The organism is Sphingomonas sp. Marseille-Q8236 (assembly GCF_965112005.1).
Genome location: NZ_CBCOPO010000002.1, coordinates 862,860 through 881,490, shown reverse-complemented (window position 1 = coordinate 881,490; position 18,631 = coordinate 862,860). Strand labels below are relative to the sequence as shown.

Here is an 18,631-nt window from a genome sequence, read left to right as displayed (position 1 = left end):
TTGACGAAGTCAAGTATCAGGGCAGTGCAGGCTCTGCCACCAGTTGCGCGCGCATCGCCGCCGCATCCCGCCCCGGCGGCGCCCCGAACAGGCGGCGATAGTCGCGGCTGAACTGCGACAGGCTTTCGTAACCGATCGCGAAGCCGACCCGCGCGACCTCCTCGGCGGCGACCAGGCGGCGGCGTGCTTCCTGCAAGCGGACCTGCTTCTGGAACTGCACCGGCGTCATCGTCGTCACCGCCTTGAAGTGGCGGTGGAAGCCGGGGACGCTCATGCCCGCCAGGGCCGCTAGGTCGGCCACGCGCAGCGTCTCGGCATAATGGTCGCGGATGAACGCCGTCGCGCGGCCGATCCGCGCGGCATGGGTGTCGACGAGTCCCATCTGGCGCAGCGCCGATCCCAGCGCGCCTCCGAGCAGCCGCCAGACGATCTCGCGCCGGATCAGCGGGGCGAGCACCGCCTGGTCGGCCGGATGGTCGAGCAGTTCGAGCAGACGTCTTAGAGGATCGCGCAACGCCGGGTCGTGGTCGCTCGTCGCCAGCGCGTTGAAGGCGGCGGCCGGGCCCGGCACGCTCACCTGCTCCGCCACCAATTCGGCCACCGTCACCGGCTCGATCGCCAGCGACAGCGCCAGATAGGGAGCGTCGGCACTCGCCCGCACGATGCGTGACGTGACCGGCAGGTCGACCGAGGCGAGCAGGCATTGCCCCTCGGAATAGTGATAGGGCGTCGGCCCCAGCATCGACATCTTCGCGCCCTGCACGACGAGACAGAAGGACGGCCGATCGACCGAGCGGATGATGCCGGTCGGCTCCTCCGCGCGGGTGATGAGCAGGCCCGGGATCGGCGTTTCGCGACCATGGACGAACCAATGGCGCTCGATCAGTTGGGCAAGGTCGGACAGCGTCGTCATGCCTGGCATGGTAGCTTCGCCAGGCACCGAATGCACCGGCGCGTGCATCACTTTGATAGGATCGGGCAGGACTTTGATCGGATCGACGTCGCGGCGCCCAGCGTTCGCAGCGTATCTCCGGCTCATCCATTCCAACAGGAGTATCTTTCCATGCGTATGCGCCAGCTCGGCCATAGCGGCCTGTTCGTGTCCGAACTCTGCCTCGGCACCATGACCTTCGGCGGCAGTGAGGGCATCTGGGGCCAGATCGGCCAGCTCCGCCAGGACTAGGCGGACGCGCTCGTGAAGACCGCGCTCGATGCCGGCATCAACTTCATCGACACCGCCAATGTCTATGCGGGCGGCGAGAGCGAGCGCATCCTGGGCCAGTCGCTCAAGAACCTCGGCGTCGCCCGCGACGATGTCGTGATCGCGACCAAGGTGCTGGGGCCGATGGGTGATGGTCCCAATGCGCGGGGCGCCTCGCGCGGCCATATCCTCAGCCAGTGCAAGCAGAGCCTCCAGCGGCTCGGCCTCGACCATATCGACCTCTATCAGATCCATGGCATCGATCCCGCCACGCCGATCGAGGAGACGCTGGAGGCGCTCGACACGCTCGTCCGTCACGGTCACGTCCGCTATCTGGGCCTGTCCAACTGGGCGGCGTGGCAGGTAGTGAAGGCGGTCGGCATCGCGGCGGCGCGGCGGCTCGCGCCGATCCTCTCGCTCCAGGCCTATTACACTTTGGTCGGCCGCGACCTGGAACGCGAGTGTGGATCGGCGTGGAAAAGGGACCCCGGTAGCGGGGTGATCGGCGTCGAAAAGGGACCCCTCATCCCGTTGGTCTAGGCTGTTCGCTTGGCGGTGTGTCAGGCGGCGAGATCGGGATGCTGGTATTGGAGACGGTGTTGAGGATCCGGCGCGAGCACGCGTCGGGGAAGGCCATCAAGGCGATAGCGCGGGACCTGCACCTGTCGCGCAAGGTGGTGCGCAAGGCGATCCGGGCGCCGGAAGCGGACATGGGGTATCGGCGGGAGGTACAGCCGCTGCCGAAGCTGGGGCCATTTCAGGCGCGACTGGATGCGTTGCTGGAGGAAGATGAGGCACGGCCGCGGCGCGAGAAGCTGCGCCTCACGCGCATCCACGACCTGCTGCTGCGCGAGGGGTTCGACGGCTCGTACGACGCGGTGCGGCGTTATGCGGCCCGCTGGCGCCGGGCGCGACGTCGCGATGTGATGAATGCGCCGGCGTTCATCCCGCTGCTGTTCCGGCCGGGCGAGGCTTACCAGTTCGACTGGAGCCACGAGGACGTGGAGATTTCGGGCAAGCCGATGCGGGTAAAGGTCGCGCATGTCCGGCTATGCGCGTCGCGGGCAATGTATGTGCGAGCCTATCCCCGCGAGACACAGGAGATGCTGTTCGACGCGCATGCGCGGGCGTTTGCCTTCTTCGGAGGTGTGCCGACGCGCGGCATCTACGACAACATGAAGACGGCGGTCACGAGCGTGTTCACGGGCAAGGAGCGTGTCTTCAACCGGCGCTTCCTGGTCATGGCCAACCATTACATGGTCGAGCCGACCGCCTGCTCGCCGGCGTCGGGCTGGGAGAAAGGTCAGGTCGAGAACCAGGTGCAAACCGCACGCGGCCGCTTCTTCCAGCCACGCCTGCGATTTACCAGCCTCGAGGAGCTGAACGGTTGGCTGGAGGCCGAGTGTCGGCGCTGGGCAGAGTTGCACCAGCATCCCGAGCAGAAGGAACTGACGGTTGCTCAGGCCTGGGCTGCCGAGCGCAGCGTGCTCCAGCCTGTTGTCGCACCCTTCGACGGCTTTCATGAGAGCGAGCATGCGGTAAGCGGCACATGCCTCATCAGCTTCGACCGCAATCGCTACTCCGTTTCTGCCAGGGTGGTGCGACGTGCCGTTCAGGTCCGCGCCTATGCCGACCGCATCGTCGTGCGCTGCGACGGTGAAGTCGTCGCCGACCATCCCCGGTTCTTCGGCCGCGACCGGACCATCTACGACCCGTGGCACTATCTGCCGGTGCTGGTGACCAAGCCGGGTGCCCTGCGCAACGGCGCACCGTTCCAGGGCTGGGAGTTGCCGCCTGCGCTGGCACGACTGCGGCGCAAGCTTGGCACCGGCGACGATGCCGACCGGCGGTTCGTGCGGGTGCTGGCAGCGGTGCTCGACGACGGGCTGGAGGCGGTAGAAGTGGCCGTGCGCGAAGCATTGCTGGCCGGCGTCGCCAGCGACGACGTCATCGTCAACATCCTGGCCCGCCGGCGCGAACCGCCGCGACCGCTGACTATTGTCACGCCAGAAGATCTGGCGCTGCGCCATCCGCCCCGTGCCGACTGCAACCGCTATGACAGCCTGCGAGGTCTCCATGCAGCGGCATGAGATGATGACGGCCATGGCCGAGTTGGGGCTGAAGGGCATGGCTGGCGCCTTCGACGAGGCGGTCACTACCGGTCTCCAGCGCAAGCGCACGACCATGGAGGTCCTGACCGACCTGCTGCGTGCCGAGGCGACGCACCGCCATGCAGCCTCGGTCCGTTACCGGATGTCGGCCGCCAGGTTACCCGCGGTGAAGGACCTCGACGCCTTCGTCTTCGGCGACACTCCCATCAACGAGGGACTGGTGCGCTCGCTGTACAGCGGCTCGTTTCTTCCGGGCCAACGCAACGTCGTGCTGGTCGGTGGAACGGGTACCGGCAAGACGCATCTCGCCACCGCCATCACTGCCAATGTGGTACGAGCCGGCGCCCGCGGACGCTACTTCAACACAGTGGACCTGGTGAACCGGCTCGAGGAGGAAACGCGCCTCGGCAAGGCCGGCACGCTGGCGGCCCAGCTTTCGCGCCTCGATCTCGTGGTGCTCGACGAGCTTGGCTACCTGCCGTTTGCACGCTCGGGCGGTCAACTGCTCTTCCACCTCGTCAGCAAGCTCTACGAGAAGACCTCGGTCATCGTCACCACCAACCTGGCCTTTGGTGAGTGGCCGACCGTCTTTGGCGACCCCAAGATGACCACCGCGCTGCTCGACCGCATTACCCACCATTGCGACATCGTCGAAACCGGCAACGACAGCTGGCGCTTCAAACATCGAAGCTGAAGCCTGGGGCACCGGCAGAGAACGCTTCGTGCTGGTTGCGCCTCCGGTCGGGCTACGCCCGCCCTACGCCGCAACCAGCACGAACAGTGCGCCCGTCATACCCGTTACGCTGCTCGACGAAGGGGGTCCCTTTTGGACGCCGATAGGGGGTCCTTTTTGGACGCCGATTGACAAACGCGAGATCGTACCGATGCTGCGTTCGGAGAAGATCGGGCTGATGGTGTGGAGCCCGCTGGCCGGCGGGTATCTGTCGGGCAAATATGACGGCGAGGGCCAGGCGGCGGACGGGCGGCGCGCGAATTTCGACTTTCCGCCGGTCGATCGCACCCGTGGTTCGGTGGTGATCCCCGAGATGCGCCGCATCGCCGAGGCGAAGGGCTGCACCGTCGCGCAGGTCGCGCTTGCCTGGCTGCTCCACCAACCGGTGGTTACGAGCGTGATCGTCGGGGCCAAGCGGGTCGATCAGCTCACCGACAATATCGCCGCGACCGAGGTGTCGCTCGACGCGGATGATCTCGCCGCGCTTGATGCGGTGACCAAGCTGCCGGCAGAATATCCCGGCTGGATGCTCGAGCGCCAAGGCGGCTATCGCGCCTGACAGTCGCCGGTTCGGCGGGATGGCTCTCGACTGTCCCGGCGCGTCGGACCTTTCGGCCAATAAGGCAGCGGATCACCCAGGCAGGATACGGCCCGTCCGGGCGGCATGGGCAAAGGCCGGAAAGCCGAATGCCTCCGCCTGACGCGCCGCGATCTCATAGTCATAAGGCACGCCGTGCAGTTGGGCTGCCTGAGCAGCCCCCACCGGGTGGTCCGGCTTGTTAGTTAGTGCATTGTCGTCTCCGCCGCCATTGCCGGGCGTAGGTGGAGCGAAGCGGAACCGGAGGCCGGTAATGGCGGTGTCACCGCTTCCGGGGCCGGCGGGCGGTAGCCCAGGCTGCTGTGCGGCCGGACGGTGTTGTAGTGACGGCGCCACGCCTCGATCAGCACCCTGGCCTCCGCGAGGCTGTAGAAAATCTCGCCATTGAGCAGTTCGTCGCGAAGCGACCCGTTGAAGCTCTCGTTATAGCCGTTCTCCCATGGCGAGCCCGGGGCGATGTAGAGCGTCTTCACGCCGATCTGGCCGAGCCAGGTCTGGACGGCGGTGGCGATGAACTCGCTGCCGTTGTCCGACCTGATGTGCGCTGGCGGACCGCGTTCGATGAACAGGTCGGCCAACGCGGCCAGCACGTCTTCGTGGCGCAGCTGACGTGACACGACCAGTGCCAGGCACTCGCGACTGGCCTCGTCGATGATGGTCAGGATGCGGAACTTGCGCCCATCGTGGGTACGCTCCTCGACGAAATCATAGGCCCAGACATGCCCCGGATACTCTGGTCGAAGCCGGATGCAGGAGCCGTCATTGAGCCAGAGCCGACCGCGTTTCGGTTGGCGCTGCGGCACTTTCAGCCCCTCGCGCCGCCAGATCCGCTCGACCCGCTTGTGGTTCACCGACCAGCCCGCCGCATGCAGCAGTGCGGTTACCCGACGGTAACCGTAGCGCCCATACTGCTTTGCCACCGCGACGACGTCGTCGGTGAGCGCCTGCTCATCATCTGCCCCGCACGGCACTTTGCGCTGCGTTGACCGGTGCTGGCCAAGCACGCGGCACACGCGCCGCTCGGACACGGCCACCACCTCCCGGACCTGGTCGATGCAGCGCCGGCGCCGTGCGGGGCTCAGAAGTTTCCCTTCGCCGCCTCCTGCAGGATGAGCTTGTCCAGCGTTAGATCCGAAATCGCACGCCGCAGCCGGGCGTTCTCCTTCTCCAGATCCTTCATCCGACGCGCCTGATCCGTCTTCAGGCCACCATATTCCTTGCGCGTAAGCGTCCGGTGAAGGCGTCGCGTCAGGCGGGACGGTAGTTCCACGGCAGCAGTTCATTGATCTGGCGGGCTGGATGGTCGGCGATGCGGCTGATGGTGTCGGTCAGCCATGCCTCGGGGTCGACGTCGTTGAGCCTGGCGGTTTCCACAAGGCTGTAGATGCCGGCGGCGCGGTGGCCGCCCTGGTCGGAGCCGGCGAACAGCCAGTTCTTGCGACCGACGGCAATACCGCGCAACGAGCGCTCGGCGGCATTGTTGTCGATCTCAAGGCGGCCATCGTCCGCATAGCGGGTAAGCGCCGTCCAGCGGGCGAGCGCATAGCGGATGGCGACCGCGAGGTCGGAGCGTCGGGACAGCTTCGGTCCGGTCGCGTCGAGCCACTGACGGAACGCATCGAGCAGCGGTCCAGCTCTGGTCTGGCGTACGTGTCGTCGCTCGTCCGGGGGCCGACCGCGCACGTCCTGTTCGACCGCATAGAGGCTGGCGATATGGTCCAGCGCCTCGCGGGCCGTGGCGGAGCCGGTTGCGGCATGGACGTCGAAGAACTTGCGCCTGACATGCGCCCAACAGGCTACCTCTGCGATGCGCTCGCCATAGAGCCTGTCGAACCCGGCATAGCCATCGGCGTGCAGATCGCCCTGGAATGTTCGCAAGTGCGCGACGGGGCGTTCGCCCTTGCGGTCGGGCGCGTAGCGAAACAGCACGGCAGGCGGGGCCTCGCCGCCAGCCCCGCGCTCGTCGCGCACATAGGTCCACAGCCGGCCCGTCCTGGTGCGACCGGCGCCGGGGGCCAGAACCGGCACGGGCGTGTCGTCGGCGTGGAGGGTTACGCCACCCATGACGTGGCGCTCGAGCGCGTCGACCAGCGGGTCGAGGAGCGCGGCCGAGCGCCCGACCCAGTCGGCGAGGGTGGAGCGGGCAAGGTCGACGCCCTGGCGCGCGTAGATGCCCGACTGGCGATAGAGCGGCAGATGGTCGGCGTATTTGGACACCAGCACATGTGCGAGCAGCCCGGCACCGGGCCGACCCCGCTCGATGGGCATGGACGGCAGCGGCGCCTGCACGATGCGCTCGCATGACCGACAGCTCAGCCGCGGCCGGACGTGGCGCACGACCCGGAATGAGGCGGGCACATAGTCGAGCTGCTCCGTGACGTCCTCACCCATACGCCGCATGGCACCACCGCAGTCGGGGCATACGCACGGTGCGTCATGCACGACCTCGGTGCGGGGCAAATGGTCGGGCAGCGGCTGTCGATACGGCTTGGCGGTCTCCCGTCTCCGGGTGGCCACCGGCATCGCCGCCGTGGCGGCTTCCGCCTCGCGTTCCTCCAACCCTAGTTCCAGCTGGTCAGCCTGATGCGTCAATTTCTCCGACGAACGGCCGAAGGCCATGCGCCGCAGCCGCGCGACCTGCATCCGCAACTGCTCCAGCTCGGCGCCGACAGCAATGAGCATGGCCTTCAGGAGGGCGATATCGTCGGGCAGCGAGGCGGCATCGGGCGACACGCCTGCTTATACCAGAACAGTCGTGCCGATACACGCGAAAGCCGCAGGAAACCGTGCTTTTTACCAGGCCAGGGTCGGCTGCGAGGACCGGATCGGATGCCGCCAGTCCACCCCTTCGAGCAGCATCGACAACTGCGCCGGGGTCAGCACTGCGACGCCGTCCGCGGTCGTCGGCCAGGTGAACCGACCACGCTCCAGACGCTTGGCATGGAGGACGAGGCCCTGACCATCCCACCACAGCAGCTTGACCAGATCGCCGCGCCTGCCCCGGAAGGCGTACACCGCACCCCCGAACGGATCCTGGCGCAGCCGCTGCTGCACCAGCGCCGCCAGTCCGTCGAAACCCTTGCGCATGTCCGTGACCCCGGCCGCCAGATACACCCGGACGCCGCTCGGCGGCCCGATCAAGCGAACCCGGCCAGCACGGCCTTCAGCACCCGCGCGTCGATGGGAGGTGCCAGGCGGATGCGCTGCCCGGCCGGGCCGACCACCTCCACCACACCCGGTCCGAGCGGCTCCGGCTGCGGCGCCATGGGCACGTTCGCCACCTCGACCGGCACGAACGCCGCGCCCGGCAAGGGCAAAGCTTCGCTTGCGACCCCGTCGCGCAGCAGCGTGCGTCGCCAGCGGTACACCAGCGACGTGCACACCCGGTGACGCCGTGCCACGTCCAGCACGCTCGCCCCCGGCATCATCGCCTCCGACACGATCCGCGCCTTGTCATCGTCGCTGAACCGTCGCCGCGGCTCTGCCCCAACCATCTCGATAATTCGCGTCGCCATAATGCCGCACCGGTGCCTGCCACAGTGCCGCACCTGTGGCTTGCGCATCACCTCGTCAGCAAGGCGGGGAACACCGGACGCTTACCCTTGCGCCAGCGATAGTAGGTCTGCTCGCTGACCGCGATCCGCCGGCATGCCTCCGCGGTCGTGCCGCCCTGGCCCAGCACGATCTCCACCTCACGCAGCTTGCCGATGATCTCCTCCGGCTTGTGCTTCTTCGCAGGCATTCGTTGTCCCTTCCTTGGTCCAGACTGTCATAGTCGATGGACCACTCAGAAGGGGGCAGCTCATCAATTGGAACGGGATGAATGATACTTATCCGACTGATGTGACGGTGCGGATTATCAGCGCTACCGATAGCAACACCTGCGCGATTTCATTCGAGGGGTCGGGCGGTCTGATGGTGATGCGCGGCTGCATCTGGTCGCAAGGCTATCTGCATTGGGGGTGCCAGAACGGGAAGATCGACGGCTGCTGGGGCATGGGCATTCAGTTTGCCGCCGGGAGCGTGAACACCACGGAAATCAGTTCGGGGTATATCTATCCCAACACGGCGCGCGGAACGCTGCTGTGGTCGGAAAGCTACGCAAACTTCCAGTCGGTACGTGCGCTGACGATTACTGCGACCCAGATGATTACCTTCCAGCCGACTGAAACGTACAGCAACCTGAACATGTATTCTATGATTAAGTATCAGGGGTGCGAGTTCCTGGGGCCGGGGACCACCATGCTCGGGCCTAACAGCCGTTCGGACAGCTTCGCGACTGTCCTGGTCAAGCTTGAAGGCGGCAAGCATACCGGAAGCCTGTCGCTCAACGATCGGGCGGGCCATCGGTATATCATCGAGGGCTTCATCAACGACTCCACCGGGTTAGTGGTACCGAACGATAAGACGTTTGTGCCGCTCGTGGGCGGTCAGACGGTAACGGGTGTCGGCACGTACACCACCAACACCGGCAAATGGTGGCGCGAGGGCAACCGCGTTTTCTTCGAGATGCGTATCACGTGGACGGCGCAAGGCGGGTCCGGCCCGATGTTCATTTATGACCTGCCGCTTCCTGCGGTCGGGTCGAACACTGCGGCGCGGATCGCGTATGCGGGCAACACCTTTGGTGTGCCTGCCTACGCACTTATCTCGGGCACCATCATCACCTTTTTCAACGCTTCGACGGGGGCGGCGCTGGCGCTCACCGCCACGGGTGATCTCGTACTCTCCGGCGATTATCAGGTGGCGGCATAATGGTCATTCTCACTGCACTGATTGCGCGCGCGCATACCTATTATTTCCGAGGTTCCGCAAACTCTTATGAATGGGCCAGTAACCGAGCTTTGGCTGCGCAGTATCCCGATGAGCAGAGCGCATTGACTGACCTGAGCGGGTCGCCTGCGGTCTATGATCACTACACAGTACGGGCGAAAGTTTCACCCGCCTGAGTGACGCGCAGCCGGACGCTAATCCGGCAGGAGATAAGTGATGGATCACCCGCAGCACTGCCAGCATCTGGCGGAGCAGATTACAACCGAGACGGACGAGGCGGAGCGTGAACGCCTGCGCGATCGGTTCAGGGACGAGTGCCAGGATGATCCGGTGACGCTGGAAGAGCCAGCGGTGTCGGCTTTGGATAGCGGTCCGACCTCCCCTGCTCCGCCCCCACCTCCCAAGAAGGGCGGCTGATCGATGCTGCCGTTCTTTGCCACGCTGCTCGCCTTGTTGCTGGTCGGCATGATCCGCAACGATGGGCGCATGGCTGGGACGGCGGGTATCCTGCTGGTCAACTGGCTGATTGAAGTCGGCATGATCACGCTGACGGGCGAGCAGTTTCCTTTGACGGTCCCCCGGTTTCTCATCCGGGCATGATGCGAGTTTCCGGTTTGCATGACGGTCCCCCGGTTTCTCATCCGGGCATGATGCGAGTTTCCGGTTTGCATCCGTCGGGGTTAACCCCGACGGATGCAGCATATTCGGCTGGCGTGAGCCAGCCAAGCGCCGTGTGAGGACGGCTCTCGTTATAGTCCCGCCGCCAGGCCTCGATCTTGGCACGAGCGTCCGCCAGCGACAGGAACCAGTGGCTGTTCAGGCACTCGTCGCGAAGCCGGCCGTTGAAGCTCTCGACGAAGGCGTTGTCGGTCGGTTTGCCCGGCCGCGAGAAATCGAGCGTGACGCCGTTCTCATACGCCCATCGGTCGAGCGCCTTCGAGATGAACTCCGGGCCATTGTCCACCCGAATGGTCTTCGGTGCACCACGTACTGACGCGATCCGCGTCACCGCCGCGACAACCTGCTCGCCCTTGATGCCCTGATCGACGTCGATCGCCAGCGCCTCGCGGGTGAACGCATCGACCACCGTCAGTGCCCGCAGCCGCCGGCCATCGAACAAGGCATCCGAGACAAAGTCCATCGACCACATCTCGTTGGGCGCCGAGGCCGCAGGCTGGCGTTCGCGGTTCGCCGCGCTGACGTTGCGACGGGGACGCTTGAGCCGAAGGCTCAATCCATCCTCCCGATATAGCCGGTAAACCCGCTTGTGATTCACCAGCCAGCCCTCCCTGCGCAGCAGGATGTAGATCCGAAAATAGCCATAGCGCACCCGTGCTGCCGCCAGATCGTGGATGCGCAGCCGCAGCGGCGCCTGGTCCGGCTTGTGCGACACGTAGCGCACCGATGAGCGGTCGACGCCGAGCGCGAGGCAACTGCGCCGCTCGCTGACGCCGTGGGACGCCTGGACGTACGCGACGATCTCGCGCCGTCGCCCAGGCGTCAGAGCTTTTTTGCTAGGACATCCTGCAGGATATGCTTGTCCAGGCTCAGATCCGCGACGAGCTGCTTCAGCTTGCGGTTCTCGTCCTCGAGTTGCTTGACCCGCCGCAGCTCGCCGACGCCCAGCCCGCCATACACCTTCTTCCAGCGATAAAAGGTCTGCTCCGATACGCCCATACGGCGGATGACCTCCGCCACCGGCGTGCCCGTCTCCGCCTGCTTCAGCGCAAACGCAATCTGCTCTTCCGTGTATCTCGACTTCTTCATGTCCCAGCTCCTTGCCCGCAGGCTTCAAAGGGCCGGAAAACTCTCACTCAGCTTGGATGAAAAAATAGGGAGGACGTCACCTTGGATGCTGTTCCTGACGGTCGATTATGTGTCCGCACTCGGCATCCTGGGTATAACCTACAGCCGTTGGCAGATGGCTATCATCGTCATCTACGCGGCTCAGGCCTGCTGCCATGCTGCCTATGGAGCTTCGGACGGCAAGGCGTGGGCTCAATATGAATATTGGTGGGCACTGACATACACCGGGTGGGCACAGCTCGCCGCAATGGGGGGCTGGATCATTTATGCGCTGGTTGGCTGTCCTGGGGGCGCTGGCAGCCGCCTATCATCTCATATTCGTGGTCGTCTCGTACGCCAGGAGGATCGGCCGTGATCGAAGCACTGCGCGCGATTAACGCGATCGTCTGGATCGTGGTTCTGGCAGCCCTGTTCCGGCCTATGAAGCGGGCTGTCTGGACCGGCGGCGCGAGTCCAAGTCAGAAGATATTGGCGGTCGTCTGGTGGCTGGCGTTTAACCGGGTCTGCTTTGCCTGCGTGTCGCAGTATACGCCTGATGAATGGGCGGCGCTGGCCTTCTGCTACATCTTCGCGACCGCAGGCGGCATTGCTATGCTGATCGTTGCCCGGAGTGCGCAACGTGGCTGATGGCCCGATTCCCGTCGAGGTCGTGAAGGCGTGGACGCCGGGCGCTTACGCTGGCTGGGCGGCCGTCATAATCCAGTGCTTCATCGCGCTCGGTCTCGTCATCAAGAAGGGCCCGGAATGGCTTGATCGCTGGCTCAGCAAGCGGCGTCAGGATGCAGACATCGATCTTCAAGAACGGGCAGCGATAGCGGCTGAGAAGGCGGCCGAAAAAGCATCCGAAGCAGTAGAGGCGGCAAACGTAGCCGCACGGATCGATGCGCTTGAGGATCGCGTGACCCGTATGGGGCAAGCTGTGTCGTTCCTGATGAACGCTGCGATCACAGCCACCAACGCTCTGCCTGAGGGGCACCCGGCGATCGCGCAAAGCCGTGAACTGATCGGCTTGGCCGCGTCCGCCATCGGTGGTGACGACCCATACAGCAAGGCCCTGTCGCGGCTCGCGAATGTGAAGGGAGTGGGAGAATGACCGACAGCCGCACAGCCCTATTCGACGCGATCCGGCCATTCGCGCCCGACCGCAAATTCCTGTCCAGCCATATCCAGGTGATTGACGCGCTGGCCGATGCATTCGGGATACAGAGAATGGACGCTCGCAAGACCTCTGCCACCGGCCGCAACCTAATCCGTGATTTTGAGGGTGAGCGTCTAACCGCGTATCCAGATCCCGGCACTGGGGGCGATCCGTGGACGATCGGCGTGGGCCATACCGGGGCTGACGTGCACAAGGATCTGACGATCACCAAGGATCAGTCGGACAAGCTGCTGAGCGAGGACCTGGCGCGGTTCGAGGCGGGGGTGAACAAGCTCGCTCCGAAGACTACGCAGGCGCAGTTCGACGCGCTGGTGTCGTTCTCGTTCAACGTCGGCCTCGGCAATCTCGGTAGCTCGACGCTGCTCAAGAGGCACAATGCTGGCGACTATACCGGCGCCCAAGCGGAGTTCGCCAAGTGGAACAAGGCTGCTGGCAAGGTCATGCCCGGGCTGACCCGTCGCCGGGCTGCCGAGGCTGCGCTGTATGGGGGTAAGGCATGAACTCGGAGCAAACTCGCCTGGAGGTGGGCCTCTACGCGCTCATTGCCGTTATCGCGGGCGTGCTGGCCGGCCTATCGATCCGCAGCAATGACGCGGCCGGGGCCGCTGCATGGTCCGCGCTGCTGATGGCGATCGTCAACGCGATCAAGGAAGCCCGCCAGTCCCGCACCATCGATCGAATGGGCCAGCAGCTTGGCCCCAACACGGAGCAACCCAAATGAACCTCAGCAAAGCCCTGAAATCCATCGTGCGCGTGGTGAAGGAGAACCCGCAGGCGGCGATCATCGTGGGGACGGTGCTGTTCCCCGGTCTGGCGAAGAAGGTCGTGCCAGTGATTGTAGCGGCTACGACTAAGCCTGAGCCGGAATAATCGCTGCGAGGGGCATGTACTGGCTCAGGTCCCGAAGGACATACCTAGGATCGGTGAAGCACTACCTAGCCCGCCTATATCACCGTGTCGATTAGCGCTTTTGGCCTCGCAGCGACACATCCCCGCTAGCATTTCTGGTCGAGTCGTGTAAAGTGCTGTTTCGCGCCGGTGAAGGCTTAACAGCTTGCCCGGAAGTGGTGACGACGACCCGAGAAGAACGGTTTCATCCACGGTTGAGCAAAAGCCCATCCACGGTTGGCCCGGGCCGGTGAAACTCCGGATAAGTCGTGGCCCGCTGCTGGCCGTGGTAGGCGGGAAGTGACGGGGATTAGATGCCGACCGTGGGCATAACCAGCCTCAAGCGGTAACGGACCCTCCCACAGCAGCACCCCATTCAGGCCCCCCGCTCTGCTTCGGCATCGGGCTTTGCAGAGGGTGGCGCTACGGTGTTACCCTCAACCTCCGCAGGTATTCCCATATCGCGGGCGATCCGCTCGCCATGAGCCCGCAAAAAACGGGAATCGAGGAATCGAGCAAGGCGCGCGCCAGCGGTAGCTTCGCGCTCCATTTCAGACACGCTGATCGGCTCGCTTGTTCCTTGATGCTCATCGGTGCCGACAAGGACGTATCCCTGCGGTCGATCAGTACCGCACATGAACTGCATGACCTGATACGGCATCACCCCTCCTCCTTCTTCACCACCTTATACCCCGCGTCCTCGATCGCGCGGAGGGCGGCGGTGGCGGCGTTACGATAATGGAAGCTACCCGTGTCTGGGTTGGACCAGTATCCTTCCTCAGCCACCCGCCCATTGTGATCGACCTTGGCCACAGCCCGCGCCACAGCCTCGACCAGCGGGTTATCGGTCATGCGTATTTCCTTTCCATCCGCAGATTGGCCCGTCGAACGGCCGCCGCGATCAATGCTCGGTAATCTTTCGATGCGTGGCGCTTAGGATGCCATGTCAGGTAGACCCACTTCGGCAGCACCCACCAGTACAGGCGCATCACCCCTCCCCTCCCCCATGCGCGCGGGCGCGAATTATCCCGCGATACCGCTGCGTCCTTCGAGCGCCGCACATACGGCAATACCGAACCGAGAATGTCTCCTTTGCCAACACACGCTCCCATGGTGTCCAACTATGGAAGCATGAAATGCCCTTATTCATGGCCCTGGCTCCTGATGGCGGTGGCGATGCCTCGCACGATCGGGATGACGTGCCACTCGTTTGACGGATAGTTCTCCGCAATCCCCGCATCCCGCTCCTGTTGCGCCTTCTCGGCGGCTTGGCGGTGGCGGGCGAGGATTTCAGCGAGCACATTGATGGCATAGCTGGGGTATTCAGCATCGGCGCTATCGAGGATGTCGCGAAATTCCTCAGCCTCATTTATGTCGCACTGCTCGACCTTCACGTCAGTCATGGTCGTCATCCTCTTCTGGATACCAAGCATCGCACTCTGGACAGCAGCTTAATTCGTTCATGGCGCGGAAGGCGGACCATATATCCGGATGCGTGCTGACCGCCGTGATCGGCAGGCCCATGTCATCCTCAAGGTCGAGCTGCCAGCAACCAACTCGTGATGGATGCCGAACGGATAGAGCGTCGTCGGCAGCTGCGTTTCCGGATCGCGCCGGTCCTCCAGCCATGACGGCTTAGCATTAAGCGTGGTCATGCGACCGACTCGGGGAGGCCATCGCCAACCCGCTCCGGGACTATTCCGTGGTTTCGATTTCCCATGATTTCCACCTGTCTCCGGTCTGTTCCGGTTTCAGATGGCTGGCGACGCTTTTGTCAGCGCAAGAATGGCGGAAAACAGCCATTCTGGTCGGGGAGACAGGATTCGAACCTGCGACATCCTGCTCCCAAAGCAGGCGCGCTACCAGACTGCGCCACTCCCCGACAGGCGGTTGCCCTTAGGGGAAGCGGGCGGCCGGACGCAAGGGCTATTTCAGTCCGATCACAGGTTCGCCTGCTCTTCGATGGGCAGGTCGGCATCGGGCGGGTAATAGAGCCCGGCGCATTCTTCACGCAGGCATCCGCCCTCGATCACGATGTCATCGCGATAGGCGTCGGCGATGAAGCTCAGCGTATCGACATGCCGCGCCTCGAAATACATGTCGTGGACGTCCTCGCGTCCGGCTCCATAGACAACGCGGCCGACCTTCGACCAGATCGACGCCATGGTGCACATGCCGCAGGGCTGCAACGTCGAGTAGAGCGTCGCGCCGCGCAACTCCATTTCCCCCTCCCCTTCGCAGGCACGGCGGATCGCCATCATTTCGGCATGGGCGGTGGCGTCGGGCAGTTCGTGCGTCTGGTTCCGCTCGGCGGCCAGAACGCGACCGTCCAGCACGATCACCGATCCAAGTGGCGAGGTGGATGGGTCGGAGCCCTTCGAACGCGCGACATCGATCGCCATCCGCATCCAATGTTCGTCTTCGGAAGTCATAGGCACCGAACGCCGAATCGACGCTTATGCTCCCGCTTCGTCAGGCGGTTTCCCCAAAGCCCTAAACGCTTCACGGCAGGGACAAAGATCAAACCTCTCGATAGTGGAAATAACGGAAGTCGGCATGGCGCCCCGTCCCCGCCATATCCTGACAGGCCATCCCGACAAAGCTGCCCGTGAAATTGGGCAGGCCGGCCAGCGTCGCCTCGTCCGACAACAGGCCGGCATCGAAGGTCTCGGCCAGCCACTGCCAATCCCCCTCCCCCACCGCGCGAAAGGCGAAGCGCAGCGTCTCGTGATCGACGGCGGCATGCAGTTCGATAGGCCCGTCCGGCGCGGCGATCGGCGCGCTGAGCAAACTCTGCCCGTCGCCCGTCGGCAGGACGGACAGCACCTGGACCAGTCTTTGGCCCACATCGTCGGCGGTGATGTGCAGATAATGGAATTTGGTGCTGTTATAATAGCAGACGAGCCCAGCCGCCTGCTGGAAATGCTCCGGCTCGAACTCCACCAAGGTCGTCGCATCATAGCGGAATGCGGTCGGACGGCGCGCGACCAACGCCTGCTCGAAATGGCTGCCGATCGTATCGCGACCGTAGAGCCGCAAATGGCCCGGCCGTTCGGTCAGGTTGAACAGTCGCTCCGACCGAGGAGTACGAAGCCATTGGAACGCGGCGGGCAATATCGGCCCATCGAACATATCGCGTTCGTCCTCCGCCGGAACGGGGCCTGCTTTTGCGTCCGGCTCGGCACAGCGCAACCAGCCGTCCTCGCCCCAGCGCATCCGCCGGATCGCCGTTTCGCGGCCCAGCACGCACCGGTCGCTGACCGGCAGCGGCCGCCCGCAGAGATAGGCCATCCAGGTCTCACCCTCTGGCGTCTCGACCAGATCGCCATGGCCGGTGCGTTGCAGCGGCGCGGACGGGTCGTGGCGCGCGGTTAGGACGGGGCCATCCGGATGAGGCTCATAGGGGCCGAACAGATGGCGCGACCGGGCCATCACCACCGCGTGGGCCCGCTCCGTCCCCCCCTCCGCCACCAATAGATGATACCAGCCGTCCCGCTTGTAGAGGTGCGGCCCCTCGGTAAAGCCGAGTTCGGTGCCTTCGAAGATGCAGCGACGCGTACCCAGCAACCGGCCGGTCGACAGGTCGATCTGCTGGATGACGATCCCGGCAAAGCGCTTGCGGTCCGGGCGGTGGTCCCACAGCATGTTGAGCAACCAGCTCCGCCCATCGTCATCGTGGAACAGCGCGGGGTCGAAACCGCTGCTGTTAAGATGTACGGCATCACTCCATTCGCCGTCGATCCGGTCGCACGACACCCAGTAATTGTGGAAATCGCGCAAAGATGCTCCGCGCGCGCCATCGACGGTGGTGCGGCCATAGCGTTTCACATCGGTGAAGATCAGGTGGAACCGTCCGTCCTTGTAGCTGAGGTCGGGGGCCCAGACGCCGCAGCCATCGGGATCGCCGCGCATGTCGAGTTGCGCGGCCCGGTTCAGCGGACGCGCGACCAGCGTCCAGTTCGCCAGGTCGCGGCTGTGATGGATCTGGACGCCGGGATACCATTCGAAGGTGGAGGTCGCGATATAGTAATCCTCGCCCACCCGCACGATCGAGGGGTCGGGGTTGAAGCCACGCAAAATGGGATTGTTGATCGTCATGCGGGTTTTCGCACCAGGGTCCAGAGGAGGGCCGCACCTGCCAGATCGAGCAGGCCGAGCAGGATGAAAAAGGGTTGGTAGCCGACCTGATCGACCAGCGAACCGAGCGTCAGCGTGAAGAGCAGCACGCCCAGATTGGCCGCCGTTCCCGACACGCCGGTCGCAGTCGCCACCTGATCCTGCGGGAACAGGTCTGAGCACAAGGTGATGACGGTAACCGACAGAGTCTGATGCGCGAACCCGCCCAGGCACAGGAGCGCGACGGCGGCGACGGGGCTGTTCACGCTGCCCACGAACATCATGCCCGTCATCAGCACCGCCCCGAGCGTGAAGGCCCCTCGCCGCGCATCGATCAGATTGATCCCGCGCCGTTGGAGAAAGGCCACCACGGCGGGGCCGAACAGGCAACCGAGATCGGCTGCCAGAAAGGGCAGCCAGGCGAACAGAGCGATCTGCGTCAGATCGAAATGCCGCGCCTGAACGAGATAGAGCGGCATCCAGAGCGACAGCATCCCCCAGACCGGATCGGCCAGGAACCGCGCCGCCGCGATCGCCCACAGGTTGCGACGGCGAAGCAGTTCGCCCAGCGGCGGGCGGCGGCGATGCTTCGCCAGCGACGCCTCCTGCCCCTCGACGATCAACTGGCGTTCGCCTTCGGAAAGCGAGCGGTGCCGGGCAGGCGGTGCGTACCAAAACAGCCAGGCAACTACCCAGAGCAGCCCCAACCCGCCCGCGACGAAGAAGGCCGCACGCCAGCTATGGTGAAACACCGCCCAGGCGACCAGCGGCGGCGCGAAGACCGCGCCGAACGACGCCCCGATCTGGTAGATACCGCCCGCCACGCCACGCTCACGCGCCGGAAACCATTCGGCGACCACCTTCATGCCCGCGGGTTGCGCCGATCCCTCGACCAGCCCCAGCGCGCCGCGAAGCCCGGCAAAGCCCAGCCAGCCATTCGCAAAGCCATGCCCCAACGTGATCAGCGACCAAACCGCGACGAACAGGCTGAACCCGAACTTCAGTCCGAACAGGTCGAGCAGATAGCCCGCCACCGGCTGGAACATGATGCCGAACTGAAAGGCGCCGGTGATCCAGCTATATTGCGCGGACGAGATATGCTGCTCGGTCATGATCGCGGGCGCAGCGACGCCCAGAATGCTTCGCGTCAGATAGTTGATGACCATTGCCGCGACGAACAGACCGATGATCGTCCAGCGGATATAGGGAAAGCGCTTCATATCCGATCCCCGCCCATCCCTGGCGT

26 protein-coding genes, 1 tRNA gene and 2 pseudogenes are annotated in these 18,631 nt (G+C 64.5%); 13 read left to right on the top strand and 16 right to left on the bottom strand.

Going from position 1 to position 18,631, the window contains the following annotated elements; translation table 11 throughout:
- Positions 1 to 16 precede the first annotated feature (16 nt).
- On the bottom strand, positions 17 to 913 hold the full coding sequence (locus ACWPWT_RS16600) for an AraC family transcriptional regulator N-terminal domain-containing protein (protein ID WP_454280609.1): 897 nt from the start codon (positions 911 to 913) through the stop codon (positions 17 to 19).
- 282 nt (positions 914 to 1,195) lie between these two features.
- On the opposite strand from ACWPWT_RS16600, the gene ACWPWT_RS16595 reads away from it, so the two are divergent.
- From ACWPWT_RS16595 to ACWPWT_RS16580, 4 genes are all read left to right on the top strand, one after another.
- On the top strand, positions 1,196 to 1,741 hold the full coding sequence (locus ACWPWT_RS16595; RefSeq protein ID WP_454280608.1) for an aldo/keto reductase: 546 nt from the start codon (positions 1,196 to 1,198) through the stop codon (positions 1,739 to 1,741).
- 38 nt (positions 1,742 to 1,779) lie between these two features.
- Positions 1,780 to 3,291, top strand: coding sequence for an IS21 family transposase (gene istA, locus ACWPWT_RS16590; protein WP_454278192.1), 1,512 nt, complete (start codon positions 1,780 to 1,782; stop codon positions 3,289 to 3,291).
- Positions 3,278 to 4,006, top strand: coding sequence for an IS21-like element helper ATPase IstB (gene istB, locus ACWPWT_RS16585; protein ID WP_062127353.1), 729 nt, complete (start codon positions 3,278 to 3,280; stop codon positions 4,004 to 4,006). The genes istA and istB overlap by 14 nt, the downstream gene beginning before the upstream one ends.
- A 190-nt stretch (positions 4,007 to 4,196) precedes the next feature.
- The gene (locus ACWPWT_RS16580) at positions 4,197 to 4,604 is read left to right on the top strand and encodes an aldo/keto reductase (RefSeq protein ID WP_454280607.1); all 408 of its coding nucleotides are present in this window, start codon (positions 4,197 to 4,199) and stop codon (positions 4,602 to 4,604) included.
- Between the two features lie 72 nt (positions 4,605 to 4,676).
- Here the strand turns inward: ACWPWT_RS16580 and ACWPWT_RS16575 are convergent, their stop codons facing one another.
- The 6 genes and pseudogenes from ACWPWT_RS16575 to ACWPWT_RS16550 form a co-directional block, all read right to left on the bottom strand.
- Entirely contained in the window at positions 4,677 to 4,808 is a 132-nt protein-coding gene (locus ACWPWT_RS16575; RefSeq protein ID WP_454280606.1) for a hypothetical protein, read from the bottom strand.
- Between the two features lie 20 nt (positions 4,809 to 4,828).
- A pseudogene (locus ACWPWT_RS16570) lies at positions 4,829 to 5,865 on the bottom strand (IS3 family transposase); the annotation flags it as partial.
- A 26-nt stretch (positions 5,866 to 5,891) separates the two neighbouring features.
- Positions 5,892 to 7,325 carry an IS66 family transposase gene (gene tnpC, locus ACWPWT_RS16565; RefSeq protein WP_137788476.1) on the bottom strand — a complete coding sequence of 478 codons (1,434 nt, stop codon included), beginning with the start codon at positions 7,323 to 7,325 and terminating at the stop codon, positions 5,892 to 5,894.
- 111 nt (positions 7,326 to 7,436) lie between these two features.
- A complete protein-coding gene (gene tnpB / locus ACWPWT_RS16560; protein WP_137788475.1) occupies positions 7,437 to 7,784 on the bottom strand; it encodes an IS66 family insertion sequence element accessory protein TnpB in 348 nt (115 codons plus the stop codon).
- On the bottom strand, positions 7,781 to 8,158 hold the full coding sequence (tnpA, locus tag ACWPWT_RS16555) for an IS66-like element accessory protein TnpA (protein WP_171007704.1): 378 nt from the start codon (positions 8,156 to 8,158) through the stop codon (positions 7,781 to 7,783). Before tnpA ends, tnpB begins: the two co-directional genes overlap by 4 nt.
- Positions 8,159 to 8,244: 86 nt before the next feature.
- A pseudogene (locus ACWPWT_RS16550) lies at positions 8,245 to 8,385 on the bottom strand (transposase); the annotation flags it as partial.
- A gap of 77 nt (positions 8,386 to 8,462) precedes the next feature.
- On the opposite strand from ACWPWT_RS16550, the gene ACWPWT_RS16545 reads away from it, so the two are divergent.
- The 3 genes from ACWPWT_RS16545 to ACWPWT_RS16535 all read left to right on the top strand — a co-directional run bounded on the left by ACWPWT_RS16545 (position 8,463) and on the right by ACWPWT_RS16535 (position 10,016).
- Positions 8,463 to 9,398 (top strand): hypothetical protein, encoded by a 936-nt coding sequence (locus ACWPWT_RS16545; protein WP_454280605.1) that lies wholly within the window; start codon positions 8,463 to 8,465, stop codon positions 9,396 to 9,398.
- Between the two features lie 234 nt (positions 9,399 to 9,632).
- The gene (locus tag ACWPWT_RS16540; RefSeq protein ID WP_454280604.1) at positions 9,633 to 9,833 is read left to right on the top strand and encodes a hypothetical protein; all 201 of its coding nucleotides are present in this window, start codon (positions 9,633 to 9,635) and stop codon (positions 9,831 to 9,833) included.
- Between the two features lie 3 nt (positions 9,834 to 9,836).
- Positions 9,837 to 10,016: a hypothetical protein gene (locus tag ACWPWT_RS16535; protein WP_454280603.1), complete on the top strand. Its 180-nt coding sequence runs from the start codon at positions 9,837 to 9,839 to the stop codon at positions 10,014 to 10,016.
- Positions 10,017 to 10,053: 37 nt separating this feature from the next.
- Here the strand turns inward: ACWPWT_RS16535 and ACWPWT_RS16530 are convergent.
- A protein-coding gene (locus ACWPWT_RS16530) for an IS3 family transposase (protein WP_413243585.1) occupies positions 10,054 to 11,183 on the bottom strand; the annotation gives its coding sequence in 2 pieces (ribosomal slippage) (positions 10,054 to 10,928 and positions 10,928 to 11,183; 1,131 coding nt in all).
- Positions 11,184 to 11,268: 85 nt separating this feature from the next.
- On the opposite strand from ACWPWT_RS16530, the gene ACWPWT_RS16525 reads away from it, so the two are divergent.
- Genes ACWPWT_RS16525 through ACWPWT_RS16500 form a run of 6 tightly spaced genes read left to right on the top strand, consistent with a single transcriptional unit; the run spans position 11,269 to position 13,251 of the window.
- The gene (locus tag ACWPWT_RS16525) at positions 11,269 to 11,577 is read left to right on the top strand and encodes a hypothetical protein (RefSeq protein ID WP_454280602.1); all 309 of its coding nucleotides are present in this window, start codon (positions 11,269 to 11,271) and stop codon (positions 11,575 to 11,577) included.
- Entirely contained in the window at positions 11,574 to 11,849 is a 276-nt protein-coding gene (locus ACWPWT_RS16520; protein ID WP_454280601.1) for a hypothetical protein, read from the top strand. Before ACWPWT_RS16525 ends, ACWPWT_RS16520 begins: the two co-directional genes overlap by 4 nt.
- Complete coding sequence (locus tag ACWPWT_RS16515) at positions 11,842 to 12,315, top strand: hypothetical protein (RefSeq protein ID WP_454280600.1); 474 nt, start codon at positions 11,842 to 11,844, stop codon at positions 12,313 to 12,315. The genes ACWPWT_RS16520 and ACWPWT_RS16515 overlap by 8 nt, the downstream gene beginning before the upstream one ends.
- Positions 12,312 to 12,881 (top strand): lysozyme, encoded by a 570-nt coding sequence (locus ACWPWT_RS16510; RefSeq protein WP_454280599.1) that lies wholly within the window; start codon positions 12,312 to 12,314, stop codon positions 12,879 to 12,881. Before ACWPWT_RS16515 ends, ACWPWT_RS16510 begins: the two co-directional genes overlap by 4 nt.
- Complete coding sequence (locus tag ACWPWT_RS16505; RefSeq protein ID WP_454280598.1) at positions 12,878 to 13,102, top strand: hypothetical protein; 225 nt, start codon at positions 12,878 to 12,880, stop codon at positions 13,100 to 13,102. Before ACWPWT_RS16510 ends, ACWPWT_RS16505 begins: the two co-directional genes overlap by 4 nt.
- The gene (locus ACWPWT_RS16500) at positions 13,099 to 13,251 is read left to right on the top strand and encodes a hypothetical protein (protein ID WP_454280597.1); all 153 of its coding nucleotides are present in this window, start codon (positions 13,099 to 13,101) and stop codon (positions 13,249 to 13,251) included. Before ACWPWT_RS16505 ends, ACWPWT_RS16500 begins: the two co-directional genes overlap by 4 nt.
- 394 nt (positions 13,252 to 13,645) lie before the next feature.
- On the opposite strand, the gene ACWPWT_RS16495 is transcribed toward ACWPWT_RS16500, so the two are convergent.
- The 8 genes from ACWPWT_RS16495 to ACWPWT_RS16460 all read right to left on the bottom strand — a co-directional run bounded on the left by ACWPWT_RS16495 (position 13,646) and on the right by ACWPWT_RS16460 (position 18,605).
- Positions 13,646 to 13,930 (bottom strand): hypothetical protein, encoded by a 285-nt coding sequence (locus ACWPWT_RS16495; RefSeq protein ID WP_454280596.1) that lies wholly within the window; start codon positions 13,928 to 13,930, stop codon positions 13,646 to 13,648.
- Positions 13,930 to 14,121 (bottom strand): hypothetical protein, encoded by a 192-nt coding sequence (locus ACWPWT_RS16490; RefSeq protein WP_454280595.1) that lies wholly within the window; start codon positions 14,119 to 14,121, stop codon positions 13,930 to 13,932. Before ACWPWT_RS16490 ends, ACWPWT_RS16495 begins: the two co-directional genes overlap by 1 nt.
- On the bottom strand, positions 14,118 to 14,258 hold the full coding sequence (locus tag ACWPWT_RS16485) for a hypothetical protein (RefSeq protein WP_454280594.1): 141 nt from the start codon (positions 14,256 to 14,258) through the stop codon (positions 14,118 to 14,120). The genes ACWPWT_RS16490 and ACWPWT_RS16485 overlap by 4 nt, the downstream gene beginning before the upstream one ends.
- Before the next feature lie 153 nt (positions 14,259 to 14,411).
- The gene (locus ACWPWT_RS16480) at positions 14,412 to 14,672 is read right to left on the bottom strand and encodes a hypothetical protein (protein ID WP_454280593.1); all 261 of its coding nucleotides are present in this window, start codon (positions 14,670 to 14,672) and stop codon (positions 14,412 to 14,414) included.
- A 402-nt stretch (positions 14,673 to 15,074) separates the two neighbouring features.
- Positions 15,075 to 15,151: transfer RNA gene (locus ACWPWT_RS16475), tRNA-Pro, on the bottom strand.
- Positions 15,152 to 15,209: 58 nt separating this feature from the next.
- The gene (locus ACWPWT_RS16470) at positions 15,210 to 15,701 is read right to left on the bottom strand and encodes a nucleoside deaminase (RefSeq protein ID WP_454280592.1); all 492 of its coding nucleotides are present in this window, start codon (positions 15,699 to 15,701) and stop codon (positions 15,210 to 15,212) included.
- A gap of 88 nt (positions 15,702 to 15,789) precedes the next feature.
- On the bottom strand, positions 15,790 to 17,367 hold the full coding sequence (locus tag ACWPWT_RS16465; protein ID WP_454280591.1) for a glycoside hydrolase family 43 protein: 1,578 nt from the start codon (positions 17,365 to 17,367) through the stop codon (positions 15,790 to 15,792).
- Positions 17,364 to 18,605, bottom strand: a complete 1,242-nt coding sequence (locus tag ACWPWT_RS16460; RefSeq protein ID WP_454280589.1) for an MFS transporter — start codon at positions 18,603 to 18,605, stop codon at positions 17,364 to 17,366. The genes ACWPWT_RS16465 and ACWPWT_RS16460 overlap by 4 nt, the downstream gene beginning before the upstream one ends.
- Positions 18,606 to 18,631 lie beyond the last annotated feature (26 nt).